Here is a 16914-nt window from a genome sequence, read left to right as displayed (position 1 = left end):
ACTTAGATTCACTCGTCATGTCTGAATCCGAATCCGAGGTCGTGGTCGCCGCCACCGACCGCCCCCTGCCCATCGCGGTCCGGCGGATTGCCGATGAACGGGTCCCCGCCGACCTGGTCGGGCTCGCGACCTACCTCGACGAGCGGCTGATTGCCCGGTGCGCCGTTCCCGAGGAAGTCGCGGCGTTGATCGAGGGCAAGGGCTTGTTCAGAGAGCCGGCCCAGCTGGTGTTGGCGGCCAAAGAGGAAGCACCCGGCCTCCAATGCCGGCTGTTTGCGCTCGTTGAGGTGGCCGGGGAGCGTCAGGGCGAACCGGAGGAGCCGTGGGCCGCGTCGGTGCCGAGCTTCGAGGCGACCACCCAGGCCGACTCCCCTGAGCCCACGCCCCAGGGCATGATATTCCTTGGCCTGATCGTCCGCTTTGCCAAAGACCGAAAACACCCCGACAATCTTGGGCTCGAAGCGGCCGATGTGCTCCGCCGGGTCGTCGAGGGCGAGACCTCGGAGGTCGTCGACCGGGTTCTCGACGACCTTCTCGGCGGCGGGCCGCTCCCTTAACATTCCGACCTTCCCGGTCGTAATACCGGGACCGTCCCAGGATCGAGAGCGACCATGAATACCGTAACCCCAATTGAATCAAGAGGTTATACCGCACCGGAAACGCTGGTCAGCACCCAGTGGGTGGCGGACCACTTAGGCGATCCGAAGGTCCGGTTGTTGGAATCCAACGAAGATGTCTTGCTTTACGAAACCGGCCACATTCCGGGCGCGGCCAAGATCGATTGGGTCACCGAACTCAACGATCAGATCGTCCGCGACTACCTGATGCCGGAGACCATGCAGCAACTCCTCCGAGCCAAGGGCATTGACCAAGACACCACCATTGTGTTCTACGGCGACCGGAACAACTGGTGGGCCACCTTCGCGTTCTGGGTCTTCCGGCTCTACGGTCTCGAGCGGCTCCGGATCATGGATGGCGGCCGGCAGCGGTGGGCCGAGGAAGGGCGGCCGCTGGTCACCGATCGTCCGACGCTCTCGCCCGGGAGCTTGATCGTGGGGCAACGCAAGGACGCCCCGATTCGGGCCCTCCGGGATGATGTCTTGGTGCATGTCCGGGCCGCCCGGCGGTTGATCGACGTCCGGAGCGGTGAGGAGTACCGCGGCGAGCGGATGCACATGCCCGATTATCCGAATGAGGGTGCCATCCGCGGCGGCCACATTCCGGGGGCCAAGAATGTCCCCTGGGCCCGGGCCGTCGATCCCGACACCCATGTCTTCAAGACCGCCGAAGAACTGCGAGCGATCTACGAGGGGGAGCAGGGACTGAAGCCCACCGACGACGTGGTGACGTACTGCCGGATCGGGGAACGTTCCTCTCATACCTGGTTTGTTCTGACCTACCTGCTCGGCTATGCGGATGTTCGCAACTACGACGGATCGTGGACCGAGTGGGGCAATGCGGTCCGGATGCCGATCGAACGACCGTGATGCGTCCAATCTGCGAGGACCTGAAATGCTGCTGTTGATTGCCGTTGCAACGCTCGCGACCGGCCCGGCGGTTTCCCACGTTGATTCGGTCAAGTGGACGGTCGACCCGGTCCACTCGGAGGTCTCGTTCAAAGTCCGGCATTTCGTGACCACGGTTCCTGGAACCTTTACCCAATGGACCGGCGAAATCTTGACCGACCCGGCCAAATTGTCAGGCGGATCAGTCGCGGTCGCGATCCAGGCGGCGAGCATCAGCACCAAGAGTGACCGCCGGGATACTCACCTTCGTTCGGCTGATTTCCTTGCGGTCGACAGCTTCCCGACGATCACCTTCTAAAGCACCAAGGTCGAGGCCACCGGCTCCGCCCTCCGGGTCATCGGCGACTTGACGATTCGCGGGGTGACCAAGTCCGTGGTGCTGCAGGGTGAATTCGGGGGTACCTTCGGTCCGGCCGAAGCGGGCAAACAGAAGATCGGATTTTCCGCCCCGACCAAGATCAACCGCCTCGAATACGGCCTCCGGTGGAACCGACTGGTGGAAGGCGTCAATAGGCTCGGCGACGAAGTCGAGATCATCATCAACATCGAAGCGACTAGGGCATAGCGAAACATGACAGGATCCTCGGCAAACCAAAGCGGCGCCCCGATTCGGATGGTGGCGGGCAAGCTCCAAGTTCCCAATGACCCGATCATTCCGTTCATCGAGGGCGACGGCACCGGCCCGGACATCTGGCGGGCGGCGCAACATCTGTTCGACGCGGCCGTCGCCAAAGCCTACGGCGGCACCCGGCGGATCGCCTGGCGTGAGGTGCTCGCCGGTGAGAAGGCCAAGAATCGGGTCGACAACTGGCTGCCCGAGGAAACGCTGGCCGTCATTCGCGAGAATCTGGTGGCCATCAAGGGGCCGCTGACCACGCCGGTGGGCGGCGGGATCCGGTCGCTCAACGTTGCCCTCCGCCAGCAACTCGACCTCTATGCCTGCGTGCGTCCGGTGCGCTGGTTCGAGGGGGTGCCGTCTCCGGTCAAACACCCCGAGCAGGTCGAGATGGTCATCTTCCGGGAAAACACCGAGGACATTTACGCGGGGATCGAATTCCAGGCCGGCACCCCGGAAGTCAAGAAGCTCCGGGACTTCCTGGTCAAAGAGATGGGCGTCAAGAACATCCGGTTTCCGGAAACCAGCTCGCTCGGCGTCAAGCCGGTGTCGGAAGAGGGCACGACCCGGTTGGTGCGGGCCGCGCTCGAGTACGCGCTCGCGAATGGCCGGGAAAGCGTGACGCTGGTGCACAAGGGCAACATCATGAAGTACACCGAGGGTGGCTTCCGGGACTGGGGCTACCAACTCGCCAAACGGGAATACGGCGCGGTCGAGGTCGACGGCGGCCCGTGGTGCAAGCTCCCGAACGGCTTGATCGTCAAAGACGTCATTGCGGATGCGTTCCTGCAGCAGATCTTGACCCGCCCCGCCGAGTACGACGTGATCGCGACTCTCAATCTGAACGGCGACTACATCTCCGACGCGCTGGCGGCGCAGGTGGGTGGCATCGGGATCGCGCCGGGGGCCAATATCAACTATGTCACTGGTCATGCGATTTTCGAGGCGACCCACGGCACCGCCCCGAAGTACGCCGGTCAGGACAAGGTCAATCCCGGGTCGGTCATTTTGTCCGGCGAGATGATGTTCCGGTATTTGGGGTGGGTCGAAGTGGCCGACTTGATCATTGGTTCGCTGGACAAGACCATCGCCCAGAAGCGGGTGACGTATGATTTCCACCGGCTAATGGAGGGCGCTACCCTCCTCAAATGCAGCGAGTTCGCGAACGCGATGGTCGAGAACCTCTAGTCCGGAAGCGACTGGGCTCAGGCCTCCCTGAGCCCGGCCGTCATGCCCACCGCGGCCACCCACACCAGGTCTGCCATCAGCAAGTGAAGCAGCTGGATCGGCACCGGTACCAGCAACACTAAGTTGACCACTCCGATTGCCACTTGGGCCACGAACAACCCGATCAACCAGCGCCCCGCCGTCTGAACCAGCTGCGTTTGGACGGCCCGGATTGCCCGAACCGCCACCCAGGTTCCCCCGAGCGCCGCCCCGATGGCGAGCGCCGGGTGAATGATTCGGAGCCGGAGCAGGAAGTGGGCGGTCAGCGAGGAGTCTTGCGCCAGACCGGCTCGGAGGGACTCCGCCGGAAACAACGTGTCGCCCAGGGCAGTGATCGCACCGGTGACGCCGACCACCAGGATGGCGGCTAGCGTGAACCAGCCGAGCCGAGCCAGTCCCGGCACGGTGGCCGGTTGGGGCCCCGGATCCGGTCGGTCGGCCCAGAGCCACGTGAGGGTCAGGAAGGCCAACAGGAAGAAGGTGTTGGCCAGATGCACCGCCAGATAGACCGCCCGGAGCCCGGAGTCATTGTCCGCCACGAGTTCGAGCAGTACCAGGCCGGCGCCCACCAAGGCCTCGATGATGATGAAGATCAGGCTCTGCACCGCGGCCCGCCGCACCCGGTGCCCTCGGGTGGTGGCCCGGAACGCCGCGACACAGAGCCACACCACCGCCACCAGCGCCAGGCCGCTGGTCAGCCGGTGGGCGAACTCGATCATGGTGTTGATCGCGGGGTCTCGGGGCACCACCACGCCGTTGCAGAGCGGCCAGTGCCGGCCGCAGCCCGCGCCGGATCCCGACGCCCGGACGTAGCCGCCCCAGACGATGATGAGGAGATTGTAGCCGAGCGTGGCCCGGGCTAGTTGCCGAAGTGACATGCCTCCAAAATAGCCGCCCGGGTCCTCGAATTCATCGGACCCGCTCCTTCCAGGCCTCCACCGAATCGGATGGGGCACCTGGCGGCGCAATCAGCCGGTGACTCACCACATTCGCCGCCCGCCCTCATTCGGCACCGCAAATTCGGTGACGAATTCTGGATCGACCCCGGGTTGGACTCGCTCGATGCCCTGCCGAACCCTCGTTGGAAGCGCGAAGTCCGGCCGGGCCACCATCTGGAAGACAGTGGAGTAGTCGGTGATCCGGGTCTGGTCTCGCTAGGCACGGTTGGCCGCCGTCACGTGGCCTTCGGCGTCGATGACCACGAGCTGGGATGACAAGGCTTCGAGGAGAATCGAGAGCTCGTCGGCCGCGGCCCGGGTGGAGGAATCAGGCATCATGGGCTGGATATGGAAGGAGGCCGGGTTGCCCCGGCCTCCACGGCCTCCCCTTATTCCATGCCCCAGTCAGGTCAGCGTTGGAACCGAATCTTGGTTGGCGCGGTCCGTTGCGCCTGGCTGCCGTCGCCGACGGTCCCGTATTCGTTGTCACCCCAACAGTAGGCCACGTTGCCCGTGGTCACACCGCAGGTGTGGAAGTCCCCGGCGCCCAAGTTCTTGAATCGGAGTCCGCCGGCCACCGCTACCGGCGCGTTCTGAGACGTCGTGCTGCCGTTGCCGAGCTGACCCTTGCTGTTCCGGCCCCAGCAATACGCTTCGCCGGTGGCGAGGAGACCGCAGGTATGACCGTATCCGGCCGAGATCGATCCGAATACCAAGCTGCCACCGACCGCAACCGGGATGTTGCTCCCCGCATTCCCGGCGTTGCCGAGTTGGCCGTCGGCGTTGTCACCCCAGCACCAAACGGCCCCGGCCCCGGTGAGGGCGCAGGAATGTTTGTAGCCCGCGGCCACCGAGTCGAACACGTTGCCGCCCGACACCAGTTGCGGGAAGTACCCGTCAACTAAATTCGCTCCGTTGCCGAGTTGGCCTTCGCGGCCCAGACCCCAACAGTACGCCGCGCCGCCCTGCCGGATGGCACAGGTGTGGACCCCACCGGCCGCGATGGCGGACCAATCCCAGGGGCCGAAGAAGTAGGTGCCGGCGCCGAACGGCGAGCCGAGCTCGACGGGGGCGTTGGCATCGTGGAACGTGATCAAGGTCGAGCCGGGAACGGTGGTGGTGTCGAACGCGATGCTCGCGCCTAACTGACCGCGCTCGTTGTCGCCCCAGCAGTAGCCCCGGCCGCCGATGGAAATGCCGCAGCTGTGGACCCGCCCAGCCGAGACGCTGATGAACGGAATTGCCGGCTTGATTGAGTTGGGCGAGTTGACCGACCGGGTGTTCGATCCGATCCCGAGTTGACCGTTGTTGTTGTCGCCCCAACAATAGGCGATGTGCGAGAAGGTGACGGCGCAGCTGTGGAACAGGCCGCCGTTCATCGTGGCGAACGTCTGGTTACCGATCGGGGGAACCGCCTGGGGTACCGCGTAGATCGGTCCGCTGCCCGCGGCATCCTGCCCAATCCCGAGTTGACCGTCTCCGTTGAAGCCCCAGCAGTAGAGGACGCCGCCGTCATCGATGGCGCAGGTGCTTCGTCCGCCGGCCGTGATCGACTCAAACACGACGAACGCCGCGCCGGAAATCGTGGCACTGACCGTTCCAGCGGTGGCGGTAAGCGACATCGGACCGCCGTTGGAACCGATGGTCCATTTGGCGGCCGTGCGACCGGTCGACTTGGACACGGTGGTCGACGGACTCACCGACCCGCTCCCTGCGCTCGCCGCCCAGTCGACCGTCACGCCGCCGACGCCGTTGCCGAATTGGTCGGCGACCTTGACGACGATCGAGTCGGCGAGCGGCCCGCCTGGCGTTCCGGTCTGGCCGGCGCCGCTGATCACCAGGATCTGCGCCACCGCTTCCGGGGTTGCCGTCGCGGTGAATGACAAGGGGGTAATCGATCCGGCCGAGGCGCTCAGGGCCTGGGTCCCGGCGATCGTGCCCAGAGTCCACCGGACTCGGCTGATGCCTTGGGCATCGGACAGAACCGTCGGCGAGGACACGGTGCCGCCGCCGGTGAGGACCGCGAAGGCCACCGGGACGCCGGTCTTCGGATTGTCGAACGCGTCGGTCACTTTGACTGTGATTTCGTTCGTTAGGGCATTGCCGACCTTGGAGGTCTGGGCATCGCCGGAGTTGACGGCCAGCTTGCTGGCGGGCGCGGTCGTCGCGTTGATCGCGAAGGACACCGCAGGAAGGTCAGCGAAGGTGGCGGTCACGGTTTGGACCCCGAGCGATCCGCCGAGGCGGTACGTCGTCTGGGCGAACCCGTTGGCGTCGGCGGTGTCGACTTGGGGTGTGGTGACCCCGGTGCCGCCACCAACCGCGAAGCTCACTACCGCGCCCTCAACTGGTTCGTCTCGCTGATCGGCCACTCGAACGACGAGGGGCTGGGGGAGCAAGGTACCGCTCGGACCGGTCTGGCCACTGCCGGAGACGATCTTGAGAGCCGCGATCCGGGGCCCGTTCGGGCCCTCATTCTGACTGCAACCTGCCGCGACCAGGGCAACGAGCGACGGAAGCGCCACTCGTCGAGCCCAGGCTGAACGCCACTGCATATGCGTCCTCCAAGTGTTCGACTTCTGAGTGCTGCGTTGACTGAATTCGAGTCGGTCAGGGGCCACGACTTGCCTCAGTATGTAACCGGTAACTCCTTGCATCTGTTCGCTTTGCGATCAAAAATCAGGGCGTTTTCTGGCGGTTATTCGGACCCGGGTACCGTCCAAAACTCATTGCGCCATGGCGTCAAGAAATTGTTCGCACCCCGAGTATTTGGCAAGTTCCAGGCCGGGGATTGGGCCGTCGGGTCCACCGGGGAGCGCCGGGCCAAAGCGGGTGATACCAAGGGCTTGACCGGCGGTGCCGGGGGGCCGTAGTTTTGCCGACTTGGCCGCGTGGTGGTTGTAGCTCAATCGGTTAGAGCGCCGGACTGTGGTTCCGGAGGTTGCGGGTTCGATCCCCGTCAGCCACCCTGGTTGACCGTGATTGTCATCGCCGGATTGTAGGTCCGTAGCTCAATTGGTAGAGCACCGGTCTCCAAAACCGGGGGTTGGGGGTTCGATTCCCTCCGGGCCTGTGGATGTGTAGTTGCGCCGCTATCGTCTAGAGGCCTAGGACATAGCCCTCTCAAGGCTAGAACACGGGTTCGAATCCCGTTAGCGGTATGACCACGATCCTGGCCTCATCGTCTAACGGTTAGGACACCACCCTTTCAAGGTGGTAACACGGGTTCGATTCCCGTTGGGGCTATAGAACTCGGCACCCGGCACCCGGCACTCGGCACTCGGCCGAGTCCCGAATGCCGAGCGCCGAGTGCCGAGATGGACGCACCGATAGCTCAATTGGTAGAGCAGCTGACTCTTAATCAGTAGGTTCCTGGTTCAAGTCCAGGTCGGTGCATTGCGGAGTTTGAAATGACGATTTTGGTGACGGGCGGGGCGGGGTATATCGGGAGCCACGCGTGCCTCGAACTGCTCCGGGCTGGCCACGACATCGTGGTCGTCGACAATCTCAGTAACAGTCACGAGGCCGCCCTCGTTCGGGTTGGCGAGTTGGCCGGCAAAGCGATTCCGTTTCACCGGGTCGACATTCGCGACCGGGCCGGCCTCGATCGAGTCTTCCGCTCCACCCCAATCGAATCGGTCATCCACTTTGCCGGCCTGAAAGCGGTCGGCGAGTCGGTGGGCCAGCCGCTCCGATACTACGACAACAACATCAACGGCACGATCGTCCTCCTCGAGGTCATGAAGCAGTTCGGGGTCAAGACCCTGGTCTTCAGCTCCTCAGCCACGGTCTACGGCGATCCGGATCAGGTCCCGATCACCGAGGACTTCCCGCTGGCCGCCGTCAACCCGTACGGCCGGTCCAAGCTGTTCATCGAAGACATGCTGCGGGACCTGTTTCGCGCGGAGCCGAATTGGCAGATCGCGTTGCTCCGGTACTTCAATCCGAGTGGGGCGGACCCGAGCGGCCGGATCGGCGAGGACCCGAATGGGGTTCCCAATAATCTGGTGCCGTACATCGCCCAGGTGGCCGTTGGCAAACTGGCCCAGTTGACGGTATATGGGACCGACTACCCGACCCGCGATGGGACCGGCGTACGCGACTACATCCACGTGACGGATCTTGCCATCGGCCACCTGAAGGCGCTCGACAAGCTCAAGACCAAGCCCGGTCTCGTGACCTATAATCTGGGGACGGGGCAGGGGTACAGCGTCCTCGAAATGGTTGCCGCGTTTACCCGCGCGGCCGGCAAACCGATCAACCACCGCTTGGCTCCCCGCCGGCCGGGTGATGCCGCGGAGTGCTGGGCCGATCCGACCCGCGCCAAAGTCGAACTTGGTTGGGAGGCTACTCTCGGGGTCGACCGGATGTGTGAGGATGTGTGGCGGTGGCAGTCGATGAACCCGGCGGGGTACGCCTAACGCCAGGTGTTTCGCCGGCTTCGGTCTCGTCGACCTTTGCCTTCAGGCCGGCCGCATCGTTGACGAAGCCGTCGAGTGTCGTGGCGGGAAGGTAGCGAACGTCGACTGGTTTGAGCGCTCCGGTCCGCCGGGTCACCATGCCTTCGCCGAGAGCCGCGGATCGGTTCAGCACCACGCCCGCAATCGCCAGGACCCCGGTGGCCGCCGTCGCGACGACCCACCGCTTGGTCCGGGACCACTCCGCCACCAGCTCGAAGTGACCGACCAACAGCAGCGCCCCGACCGACCACCAAATCAGGACATCGATTCCAGCGAGGTTGGCCGACGGCACGAAGAAGCCGGCCCACTCCCGCGCCGCGATCAACGCCGCCCCGACGGTCGTGATCAACACCGCCCACGCGAAGTGGGCCAGGAACCGAAACCGCTGCGCGATCAGCCGGTTGGTAAACGCCCAGCCGGTCGCCCAGAGCGACGTCAAGATCAGAACCGCCAGGCCTGGCGTGATCAGATCCGCGGCGTCGACGGACCGGGTGCTGCCGAGGTACTGGGTGGCCGCCGAGAACGCCACCGCGACCCCGAAGATGGCGATCATGATGCGGGGCTCGAACAACCGGCGGGCGATCCCCGCCCGCTGGGCCGGATCGAACAGGGCCGGGGGAACCGCCGCGTCGGGTGACACGAACCGCAGGACCGAACGCCCAACCTTGAGCTCGACCCCCGCCGCGATCCTGCCCTCCTGACGCCGGCCGAGTGCCGAGCGCCGAGTGCCGAGTGCCGAGGATCCGACCCCCACCCCGTTGACCGATCCGAGGTCGGCGAAGCGCCAGCCCCCGTCGTCGGTTGGCGAAATCACCAGATGCCGCGGGTCGGCGTACGGATCATCGAGGATCACGTCGCACCGAAGGGCCCGGCCCACCGTGATCTCCGGCGTTCCGGGGTCGAGGCGGGTTCGCGATTGCACCCGGCCCCGGTGATCGGTCACTTCGATGATCAGCGGGTCGCCCATCGGATCCGTTCCAGGTATTTCTTGGTCAGGCGCTGGGCGTTCTCGAAACTGACACCGGACAGGCTGAGTGAGGTCACCACACCCGCGTCACGCGCGCCCAGTACCGCCGCCTTGAGTTCCGCGTCGTAGAGCCCCTCGTACTTGGTGTAGCGCCGGACGCAGAACTGAGTCCGCATCACCATCCCATGGTGGCGGATGTTGTTGTTCTGGCATTGGTAGTCGGTCACGTCGTCCGGGAAGTCGAAGTCGTTCCGCTGCTGGCGAAACTCGGCGGTGTAGAGGCTGAAGAAGCGGAGCGGACTGAGCCCGCGGCTTACCAGCACCCGGTGGGTCAGCGCCACGATGCCGGAAGACTGGGAGCCGGAGAGGTAGATCGCGTCGTCGGTGGAGCACTGGTGGTCGACCGATTCGAAGAGCGCGTCCTCGTCCCGGTTGGCATCGGCCCAGCATCGGAAGAACGGCGCCGGCTGGGTCGGAAGCGCGAACGGACCGATCCGCACCGTCGAGTCGGAGCCTTGGAACAACGTGCTGAGATAGCCGGCCTGATTGTCCAAGATCTGGCGGCCGATGTCGGCGGCGAAATCCGGTTCGTCGTCGCCGGCCTCGGCGGCGCGGGCCAGCAACGGCAGCGCGGCGTCGATCGGCACCAGGAAACTGAGGGAGTTGCCGGCGTTGGCAACATTGACGCCGACCACCTCGCCGGTCCGGGTCAGCGCCGGGCCACCGCTCATCCCGGAGTTGAGGGGGCCGCTGAAATGAATCTTGGGGTAGAGCGTGTGTTCCAGGAGGCCGTTGTAGACCCCTTCGACGATGCTGAGTCCCAAATCCTCTGGATGGCCTAACGAATAGATCCGGGTCCCCTTGGCGATCGGCACCGGTCCGAGTGAGAAAAACCGAGTGGTGGGCCGGTCGGTGCCGACCACCGCGAGGTCCCGGATCACGTCCACCGCCAGGATTCGCCCGGCGTGCGCGGCCCCGGTTTGATCGAGCCACTCAATCCGGTACCGCGGGTCGTCGACCGCCTCCGCCACCACGTGATAGTTGGTGAGGAGGTGGCCGGCGGCGTTCACGAAGAAGGCCGATCCGAGCGAGGCCTTGGCACCGGATCCTGATTCGACGACTTGGATCTTGGCGGTGTGGTCGGCAAATCGCCGGAAGACCGCGGCCGACACTTCGTCGGCCGCCGGCGGTTGGGCGATGCCGGCGGCAGCCGGGACCAGCAGGAGCACCAGCCCGATCAGGGCCGGGCGGGTCACCGTGCGCCCCGGCGAGTCCAAATCAGAATCACGCCACAATTTTGGCCCATGGCCCGGTATTGGAGCGGCGCGCTGCCGGGTCCCTGGTGAATCTCGATGCCTTCGATGTCATCCGGGAGCACCGGCAAGGACAAGCCGGCCTCGGGGTCGAGCGGAATCCGAAGCCCGTCGATGAAGACCGACGGCTCGCAGACCGAGGAGAAGCCACTGCCGCCCCGAAGCGAAACGATCCGGTAATCGTTGATGCCGACCGGCTCGACCGTGATCCCGGCCAAACCTCGAAACAGGTCTTCCGTCCGGATCGATCCCTTGCGGACGATATCCTCCCGGGTCAGAAAATATCCGCCGATGTTCGTGAGCCGCCGTTGCTCGAACTCCGATCGGGTCCGGTTTCTGGCCGTCACGTTGAGCTCGGGCATCGTGGTGGCCGCTCGGCTCAGGGCCAACGTCGTGGTCACCTCGTGCGCCGGGCGAACTTCGATCTGAACTCGTTGCCGCGAATACCCGATGGCCCGCGCTTCGATCATCTGGGTGCCGCCCTTGAGGCCCTCGAGGGTAAACGCGCCGTCGGCGCCCGTCTTGACCACCTTGTCGGTGCCGAGCACCAACACTTGGGCGTCGCCCAGGGGCAGGCCGTCCGCGGTCACCTTGCCGGAGACGCGGGCGGTGGCCGGTCGAGTGGTGTCCGCCACGTCGATCGTAAGGCGGCGGATGGCGAACGGCCGATCCTCGAGCCGGAGCTCGATCGCCTGCCCAGTCACTCCCGAGGCGGTGGCCCGGACCAGGACCGCCACGTCGCTTGGAATGCCGCAGAGTTGGAACCGACCGTTCGGATCGACGGTCGCCCGGACTTGGCGCGGCCGACGGGTCATGGCGGCCGTTCGGGACACCGTGATCTCAGTCCATTCCCCTTTGACCTCCGCGCCGGGGATGACGGCATCGGACGCCGCATCGGCCAAGGTGCCAAGCAGCATGCCGGTCTTCGGCTCGGGCACCCCGGGACAGAGCCGACGGTAAAGCGAGGCCCCATTGGGAGTGGCCAGGGTGACGCTGATATCGATGCCGGCTCCGAGCTGGATGACTCGGTCGGCCGGGGAGAAGCCGATGCTGCTGAGGGTGGCGTGGGTGAATGAGAGGGTGTAACGCCCGCCCGGGACGCTGTCGAATCGAAAGACGCCCCGCGCGTCCGACAGGGTGGCCCGGCCGAGTTCGACCAGCTCGATCGTGGCATTGGCCAACGGGCCGTTGCCGAGGAGGCTGTCGACCACGATGCCCCGCACCGACCCCGACATCGGGCGGGGTGGCTGAGCCCCGGCCCCGGAAACGAGACCGAACAGCGCGGCCATCGCGAGTCCGGGAGCCCCGGCGATCCGAGTCGGTTGGGTCAACGAACCCGAAGGAGCAAAGCTTTGACCCGGGGGAAGGCTTGCTCGATATCGGCCAGCGAACAGGCGCCCACCGAAATCCGAAACCAGCCCGAGTCGCCGGCCAGCCCGAAGGCCTGAAACGGCACCACCGCGAGCCCGGCCTGCTCCAACAAGAGTTGGCGGATGTCCTCGTTCGAGCGGATCGGCTGCCCGTCGATGCTCCGGCCGACCAAATCCAACCGGAGCGACAGGTAGATCGCTCCCTGGGGATCGATGCAGTCGACCGTTAGGCCCTCGGCCTTGAGGCGCTCGAAGCCCTGGTACAGGGCGTCGAGTCTGGCCTTGATGCCCCGGTGCATATCCGTTCGGTAGGCGGCAATGGCCGCCGGGTTGGCCAAGAACTCCGCCGTGCCGACCTGTTCCGGCCTGGGCGCCCAGGCGCCAACGTGGCCAAGGAGGTCCTTCAGCCGGGCAATGATCGCGGGCGCGGCGAGGGTCCACCCGAGGCGGAGTCCCGTCGAGGCGAAGGCCTTGGAAATCCCGTCGAGGGCGATCACATAGGGCGCGGCCTCGGGCACCAGGGCCAACGGATTGAAGTGGAGCGCCGGCGGAAAGATGAGCGACCCGTAGATCTGGTCGAAGAACACAAAGAGCTCACGGCGACCGGCCGTCCGGCGCGCCTTGTTCTCCTGAACCACGGCCTGGAGAATCGCCCGGAGTTGCTCCGGGTCCATCATCGTGCCGGTCGGGTTCCCCGGCGAACAAAGGCACAGCAGGGCGGCGGTCGGGAGATGGGGCGCGATCTGCGCCAAGGTCGGCTGGAAACCGTTCTCTTGGGTGGCCTCGATCGCGATGGATTTCGCATCGGTGATCTCGGCATAGTAGTCGTTGTTCCACGACGGGACCGAATACACCACCGTGTCGCCCGGATCGAGGACGGCGCGAAACGCGGCGTAGACCACCGGCCGGCCGCCTCCGGCGACCAGAACGGACTCGATCGGGTAGCGGACTCCCTGCTCGCGCTCGACGTAGTCGGCGATGGCCTTCCGGAGCGCGAGCAGTCCCTCTGACGGGGGGTAGTTGGTTTCGCCGTTGGCCAGTGCCCGGGTGACGGCGTCCCGAAGCACGGCGGGAATCGGGAATTGCTTCGGATCGAAGTCGCCGACGGTCAGATTGCAGACCGGCTTGCCGGCGGCGATCATGGCCCGGACTTCACCCGCGATCCGGAGGATCACCGATCCTCGGAGCCGGCGGACCATGGCGGACAGGGAACGGTCGAGGTCAGGCTGGTTGCCGAAATCGAGGTCGGCGGAAGCGGTGGTCGCCATGACCTAAATCTAGGCGGAATGGGCTATTTCGGCACCGAAGGGGTTCGGGGCTTGGGGAACGACCGGCGCCATGTAGCTTACAGCTATTCCCGCTCACAATATGGAGGTCATCGTGGTCCGTACGCTTCTCGTCTTGATGGCACTGATTGGTGTGGTTCATTCGGCGGAGGCCCAGAAGCGGGGCGGCGACGATCTCGGCCGTGAGATTGAAACCCGGCTCGAGCAAGTCATGCCGAAAGTGGTGGCTTGGCGGCGCGACATCCACCAACACCCCGAGCTCGGCAATCGGGAATTCCGGACGTCCAAGTTGGTGGCCGAGCACCTCCGCTCCCTCGGAATCGAGATTCGCACCGGGGTGGCCCATACTGGCGTGGTCGGCGTTCTCAAGGGTGGGAAGCCGGGGCCGGTCGTGGCCCTGCGAGCCGACATGGACGCGTTGCCCGTGACCGAGCAGGCCGATCTGCCGTTTCGCAGCACCGTCCGAACCGAATACAACGGCGCCCAGGTCGGGGTCATGCATGCCTGTGGCCACGACAACCATGTCGCGATCTTGATGGGCGTGGCGGAAGTATTGGCGGGGATGAAGGCCGCCATTCCGGGCACGGTCAAATTCATCTTTCAGCCCGCCGAGGAAGGACCGCCGGCGGGCGAGGACGGCGGGGCACCGATGATGGTGAAGGAGGGCGCCCTTGAGAACCCGCGTCCGAGCGCCATTTTCGGTCTCCATGTCTGGCCGGGTCCAGTCGGAGAATTGACCTATCGGCCGGGTGGCGCGATGGCCGCGCCTGACGGACTCGAGATTGTCGTCAAAGGCCGCCAAACCCACGGCGCGATGCCGTGGGGCGGGGTGGACCCAATCGTGGTGTCCTCGCAGATCGTGTTGGCCCTCCAGACCATTACCAGTCGCCAAATCGACGTGACCTTCAATCCGGCCATCGTGACCATCGGGTCGATTCAAGGCGGCAACCGGGGCAACATCATTCCCGACAGTGTCGTCATGGTCGGCACCATCCGGACCTTCGACGAGGGGCAGCGGAAGGACATCCACATGCGGGTCCGGCGCACCGCTGAAGAAATTGCCAAGGCCTCGGGGGCGACCGCCGTCGTGAAGATTCCCGAGGGCGGGCTGTTGACCTATAACGACCCCGCGCTCACCGAGAAGATGCTGGCAACGTTGAAGCGGACCGCTGGGGCGGGGGGTCTGCAGTTGAGTGTCCCGATCACCGGGTCGGAAGACTTTCCCTCCTTCACCAAGGACATCCCCGGTCTGTTTTTCTTCCTTGGGGTCCTTCCCGAGGGGGCCGATCCGGCAACCGCGCCCCGGAATCACTCGCCTCTGTTCTTTGCCAATGAGGCTGCCCTGCCGACCGGCGTCCGGGCCATGGCCAATCTGGCGATCGACTATCTCAAGCTGAGCGCGACCGGCAAGACCGCCGATCGCTAAGCCGGCCATGTCCGACAAGTTGGTCCGCACGCTGGGCCGGTGGACGCTGGCCGGTCTGGTGCTGAACGGCATTCTCGGGAGTGGCGTCTACGGGCTTCCGTCGCTCGTGGCCGGCAAGGTGGGCCCGCTGGCCTGGGTGGCGTTGATTCTGGCGGCCGCGGCGATTGCGGTCATCGTGGCGTGCTTTGCCGAAGTGGCGTCGAGATTCCCGGGAACCGGGGGGCCGTTTCTGTACACCCGGGTTGCCTATGGCGACTTCGTCGGGGTCCAAGTCGGGTGGCTCCAGTATCTCACCCGGCTGGCCTCGATGGCCACCAACATCAATCTCTTCGCCATCTACTTGGCGGAATTTGTCCCGGCCGTCCAAGGCTGGTGGGGCAAAGCGATCGTCGGGATCATCCTGCTCGGTGGCTTGGCGTGGATCAACATCAGGGGCGTCAAGAGCGGGGCGTGGTTGAGCAACGTCCTGATCATCGTCAAAGTGGTGCCCTTGGCGCTGTTTGTGGTCATCGGCCTCGGACTCGTGCTGGCCCGAGGCGCCGTTGAATCGGTGCCGGGGCCGGCCCTCACGGCCTTTGCCTGGGCCGATGCCCTGATGATCCTGATCTTTGCCTACGGCGGGTTTGAGAACGCCATCGTGCCGCTCGGCGAGGCCAAGAACCCCGAGCGCGACGCGCCCTTCGCCTTGTTCGTGGCCCTGGTGGCGTGCGCCGCTCTCTACACCGGCGTCCAGGTCGTGTCGACGCTCGCGCTCGCCAATCCCGCGGCGCATCCTCGGCCCCTGGCCGAGGCGGCCCGGGTGCTGGTGGGCCCGGCGGGGGCCGCGTTCATGGTCATGGGCGCGCTGCTCTCCCTGATCGGCTGGTTCGGCGGGGCCATGGTGGCCACCCCGCGCCTGACCTATGCCATGGCCGAAGACCGGGTCCTGCCCGCGGCCTTCGCCAAGGTCCACGATCGGTACCGGACGCCGGTGGTTTCGATCGTGGTGCTCGCGGTCATTTCGATGGCCCTGGCTATGAGCGGCGGGTTCTTGAGCAACCTCACCCTGTCGGTCGCCACTCGGCTGGTGGTCTATTTCCTGGTCTGCTGTGCCGTGCCGGTGCTCCGGCGCCGGGACGGCAAAGACCCGGCCCTCCCAGCCGCCCGGTTTCGCTTGCCGGTCGGCCCCCTGTTCTGGATCACGGGGTGCGCCTTTTCGTTGGCCATGGCCACCCGCATGAGCCAGAAGGAGTTCTGGATTCTGTTGCTCGTCGTCGGCTTGGCGTCGGGCAATTGGTACCTTTCGCGGCGGGGGCGCCAGTCGTGAGCGTGGTCGGCTTTCAGATCCAAGTGACGGTCAGCCCAGCTGACATCGACGAACTGGGCCACGCCAATAACGTCAACTACCTCCGGTGGATGCTGGAGGCCGCGACCCGCCATTGGGAGGTGACCCGGGCCCGGGTTGACCCAGCGGCCGTTTCCGGGGTCGGATGGGTAGTGATGCGCCACGAGCTCGACTACTTCTTGCCGGCGTTCGTCGGGGAAGGGCTCACGGTGGTGACCTGGGTGCCGACCTGCACGCCGCTGACCTGCGATCGGTACTATCAAATCACCCGGCAGGCGGACCAAGCGCTCTTGGCACGGGGCACTTCGACCTACTGTGTGGTCGACATTTCCTCAGGAAAGCTCCGCCGGCTCGGGGAGAGCCTGCGAGGAGCTATCGGCAACCCGGAATTGGTGAAGCGACATCGAACAGAACGTCACTTTCCGTCTTTGCCTGGAGAAATTACAAAGCCAAGTTAGAGA

General features: G+C 65.3%; 13 protein-coding genes, 5 tRNA genes and 1 pseudogene. 13 read left to right on the top strand and 6 right to left on the bottom strand.

All coding sequences use genetic code 11. From position 1 onward, the window contains the following. The first annotated feature begins 17 nt into the window (after positions 1–17). From EXR94_00300 to EXR94_00285, 4 genes and pseudogenes are all read left to right on the top strand, one after another. Complete coding sequence (locus EXR94_00300; protein MSR01171.1) at positions 18–557, top strand: hypothetical protein; 540 nt, start codon at positions 18–20, stop codon at positions 555–557. 54 nt (positions 558–611) lie between these two features. Continuing rightward, positions 612–1487, top strand: a complete 876-nt coding sequence (locus EXR94_00295; protein MSR01170.1) for a sulfurtransferase — start codon at positions 612–614, stop codon at positions 1485–1487. A gap of 25 nt (positions 1488–1512) precedes the next feature. Then, positions 1513–2091 (top strand): annotated as a pseudogene (locus EXR94_00290) (polyisoprenoid-binding protein). A 6-nt stretch (positions 2092–2097) separates the two neighbouring features. Continuing rightward, on the top strand, positions 2098–3330 hold the full coding sequence (locus EXR94_00285; GenBank protein MSR01169.1) for an NADP-dependent isocitrate dehydrogenase: 1233 nt from the start codon (positions 2098–2100) through the stop codon (positions 3328–3330). A 17-nt stretch (positions 3331–3347) separates the two neighbouring features. Here the strand turns inward: EXR94_00285 and EXR94_00280 are convergent, their stop codons facing one another. Beyond that, positions 3348–4247: a heme A synthase gene (locus EXR94_00280; protein ID MSR01168.1), complete on the bottom strand. Its 900-nt coding sequence runs from the start codon at positions 4245–4247 to the stop codon at positions 3348–3350. Positions 4248–4717: 470 nt separating this feature from the next. After that, positions 4718–6862: a hypothetical protein gene (locus EXR94_00275; GenBank protein MSR01167.1), complete on the bottom strand. Its 2145-nt coding sequence runs from the start codon at positions 6860–6862 to the stop codon at positions 4718–4720. Positions 6863–7201: 339 nt separating this feature from the next. On the opposite strand from EXR94_00275, the gene EXR94_00270 reads away from it, so the two are divergent. The 6 genes from EXR94_00270 (at position 7202) to galE (ending at position 8728) form a co-directional block, all read left to right on the top strand. Next, positions 7202–7275, top strand: a tRNA-His gene (locus tag EXR94_00270). A gap of 32 nt (positions 7276–7307) precedes the next feature. Continuing rightward, a tRNA-Trp gene (locus EXR94_00265) sits at positions 7308–7380 on the top strand. A 17-nt stretch (positions 7381–7397) separates the two neighbouring features. Continuing rightward, a tRNA-Glu gene (locus tag EXR94_00260) sits at positions 7398–7474 on the top strand. A gap of 7 nt (positions 7475–7481) precedes the next feature. Beyond that, positions 7482–7553 (top strand) — tRNA-Glu (locus EXR94_00255). Positions 7554–7630: 77 nt separating this feature from the next. Next, positions 7631–7703: transfer RNA gene (locus EXR94_00250), tRNA-Lys, on the top strand. Between the two features lie 14 nt (positions 7704–7717). Then, positions 7718–8728, top strand: a complete 1011-nt coding sequence (gene galE, locus EXR94_00245; GenBank protein MSR01166.1) for a UDP-glucose 4-epimerase GalE — start codon at positions 7718–7720, stop codon at positions 8726–8728. On the opposite strand, the gene EXR94_00240 is transcribed toward galE, so the two are convergent. From EXR94_00240 to EXR94_00225, 4 genes are read right to left on the bottom strand one after another with little or no spacing between them, the layout of a single operon-like run. Next, the gene (locus EXR94_00240) at positions 8655–9734 is read right to left on the bottom strand and encodes an FHA domain-containing protein (protein ID MSR01165.1); all 1080 of its coding nucleotides are present in this window, start codon (positions 9732–9734) and stop codon (positions 8655–8657) included. The genes galE and EXR94_00240 overlap by 74 nt on opposite strands. Further along, positions 9719–11050 (bottom strand): serine protease, encoded by a 1332-nt coding sequence (locus tag EXR94_00235; GenBank protein ID MSR01164.1) that lies wholly within the window; start codon positions 11048–11050, stop codon positions 9719–9721. The genes EXR94_00240 and EXR94_00235 overlap by 16 nt, the downstream gene beginning before the upstream one ends. Beyond that, the gene (locus tag EXR94_00230; protein MSR01163.1) at positions 10987–12378 is read right to left on the bottom strand and encodes a hypothetical protein; all 1392 of its coding nucleotides are present in this window, start codon (positions 12376–12378) and stop codon (positions 10987–10989) included. The genes EXR94_00235 and EXR94_00230 overlap by 64 nt, the downstream gene beginning before the upstream one ends. Then, entirely contained in the window at positions 12375–13685 is a 1311-nt protein-coding gene (locus EXR94_00225; GenBank protein ID MSR01162.1) for an aminotransferase class I/II-fold pyridoxal phosphate-dependent enzyme, read from the bottom strand. The genes EXR94_00230 and EXR94_00225 overlap by 4 nt, the downstream gene beginning before the upstream one ends. 100 nt (positions 13686–13785) lie before the next feature. Between EXR94_00225 and EXR94_00220 the strand changes: the two genes are divergently transcribed. The 3 genes from EXR94_00220 to EXR94_00210 are packed head-to-tail and all read left to right on the top strand — an operon-like array spanning position 13786 to position 16911. Beyond that, positions 13786–15129, top strand: coding sequence for an amidohydrolase (locus EXR94_00220; protein ID MSR01161.1), 1344 nt, complete (start codon positions 13786–13788; stop codon positions 15127–15129). A 7-nt stretch (positions 15130–15136) separates the two neighbouring features. Further along, positions 15137–16435 carry an APC family permease gene (locus EXR94_00215; GenBank protein ID MSR01160.1) on the top strand — a complete coding sequence of 433 codons (1299 nt, stop codon included), beginning with the start codon at positions 15137–15139 and terminating at the stop codon, positions 16433–16435. Further along, complete coding sequence (locus EXR94_00210; GenBank protein ID MSR01159.1) at positions 16303–16911, top strand: acyl-CoA thioesterase; 609 nt, start codon at positions 16303–16305, stop codon at positions 16909–16911. Before EXR94_00215 ends, EXR94_00210 begins: the two co-directional genes overlap by 133 nt. Positions 16912–16914: the final 3 nt, after the last annotated feature.

The organism is Gemmatimonadota bacterium, from assembly GCA_009692115.1.
In the GTDB taxonomy this organism is placed as follows: domain Bacteria; phylum Gemmatimonadota; class Gemmatimonadetes; order Gemmatimonadales; family GWC2-71-9; genus SHZU01.
The sequence above is the reverse complement of the archived record's forward strand: the minus strand, read 5'-3'. Positions and strand labels throughout refer to the sequence as shown.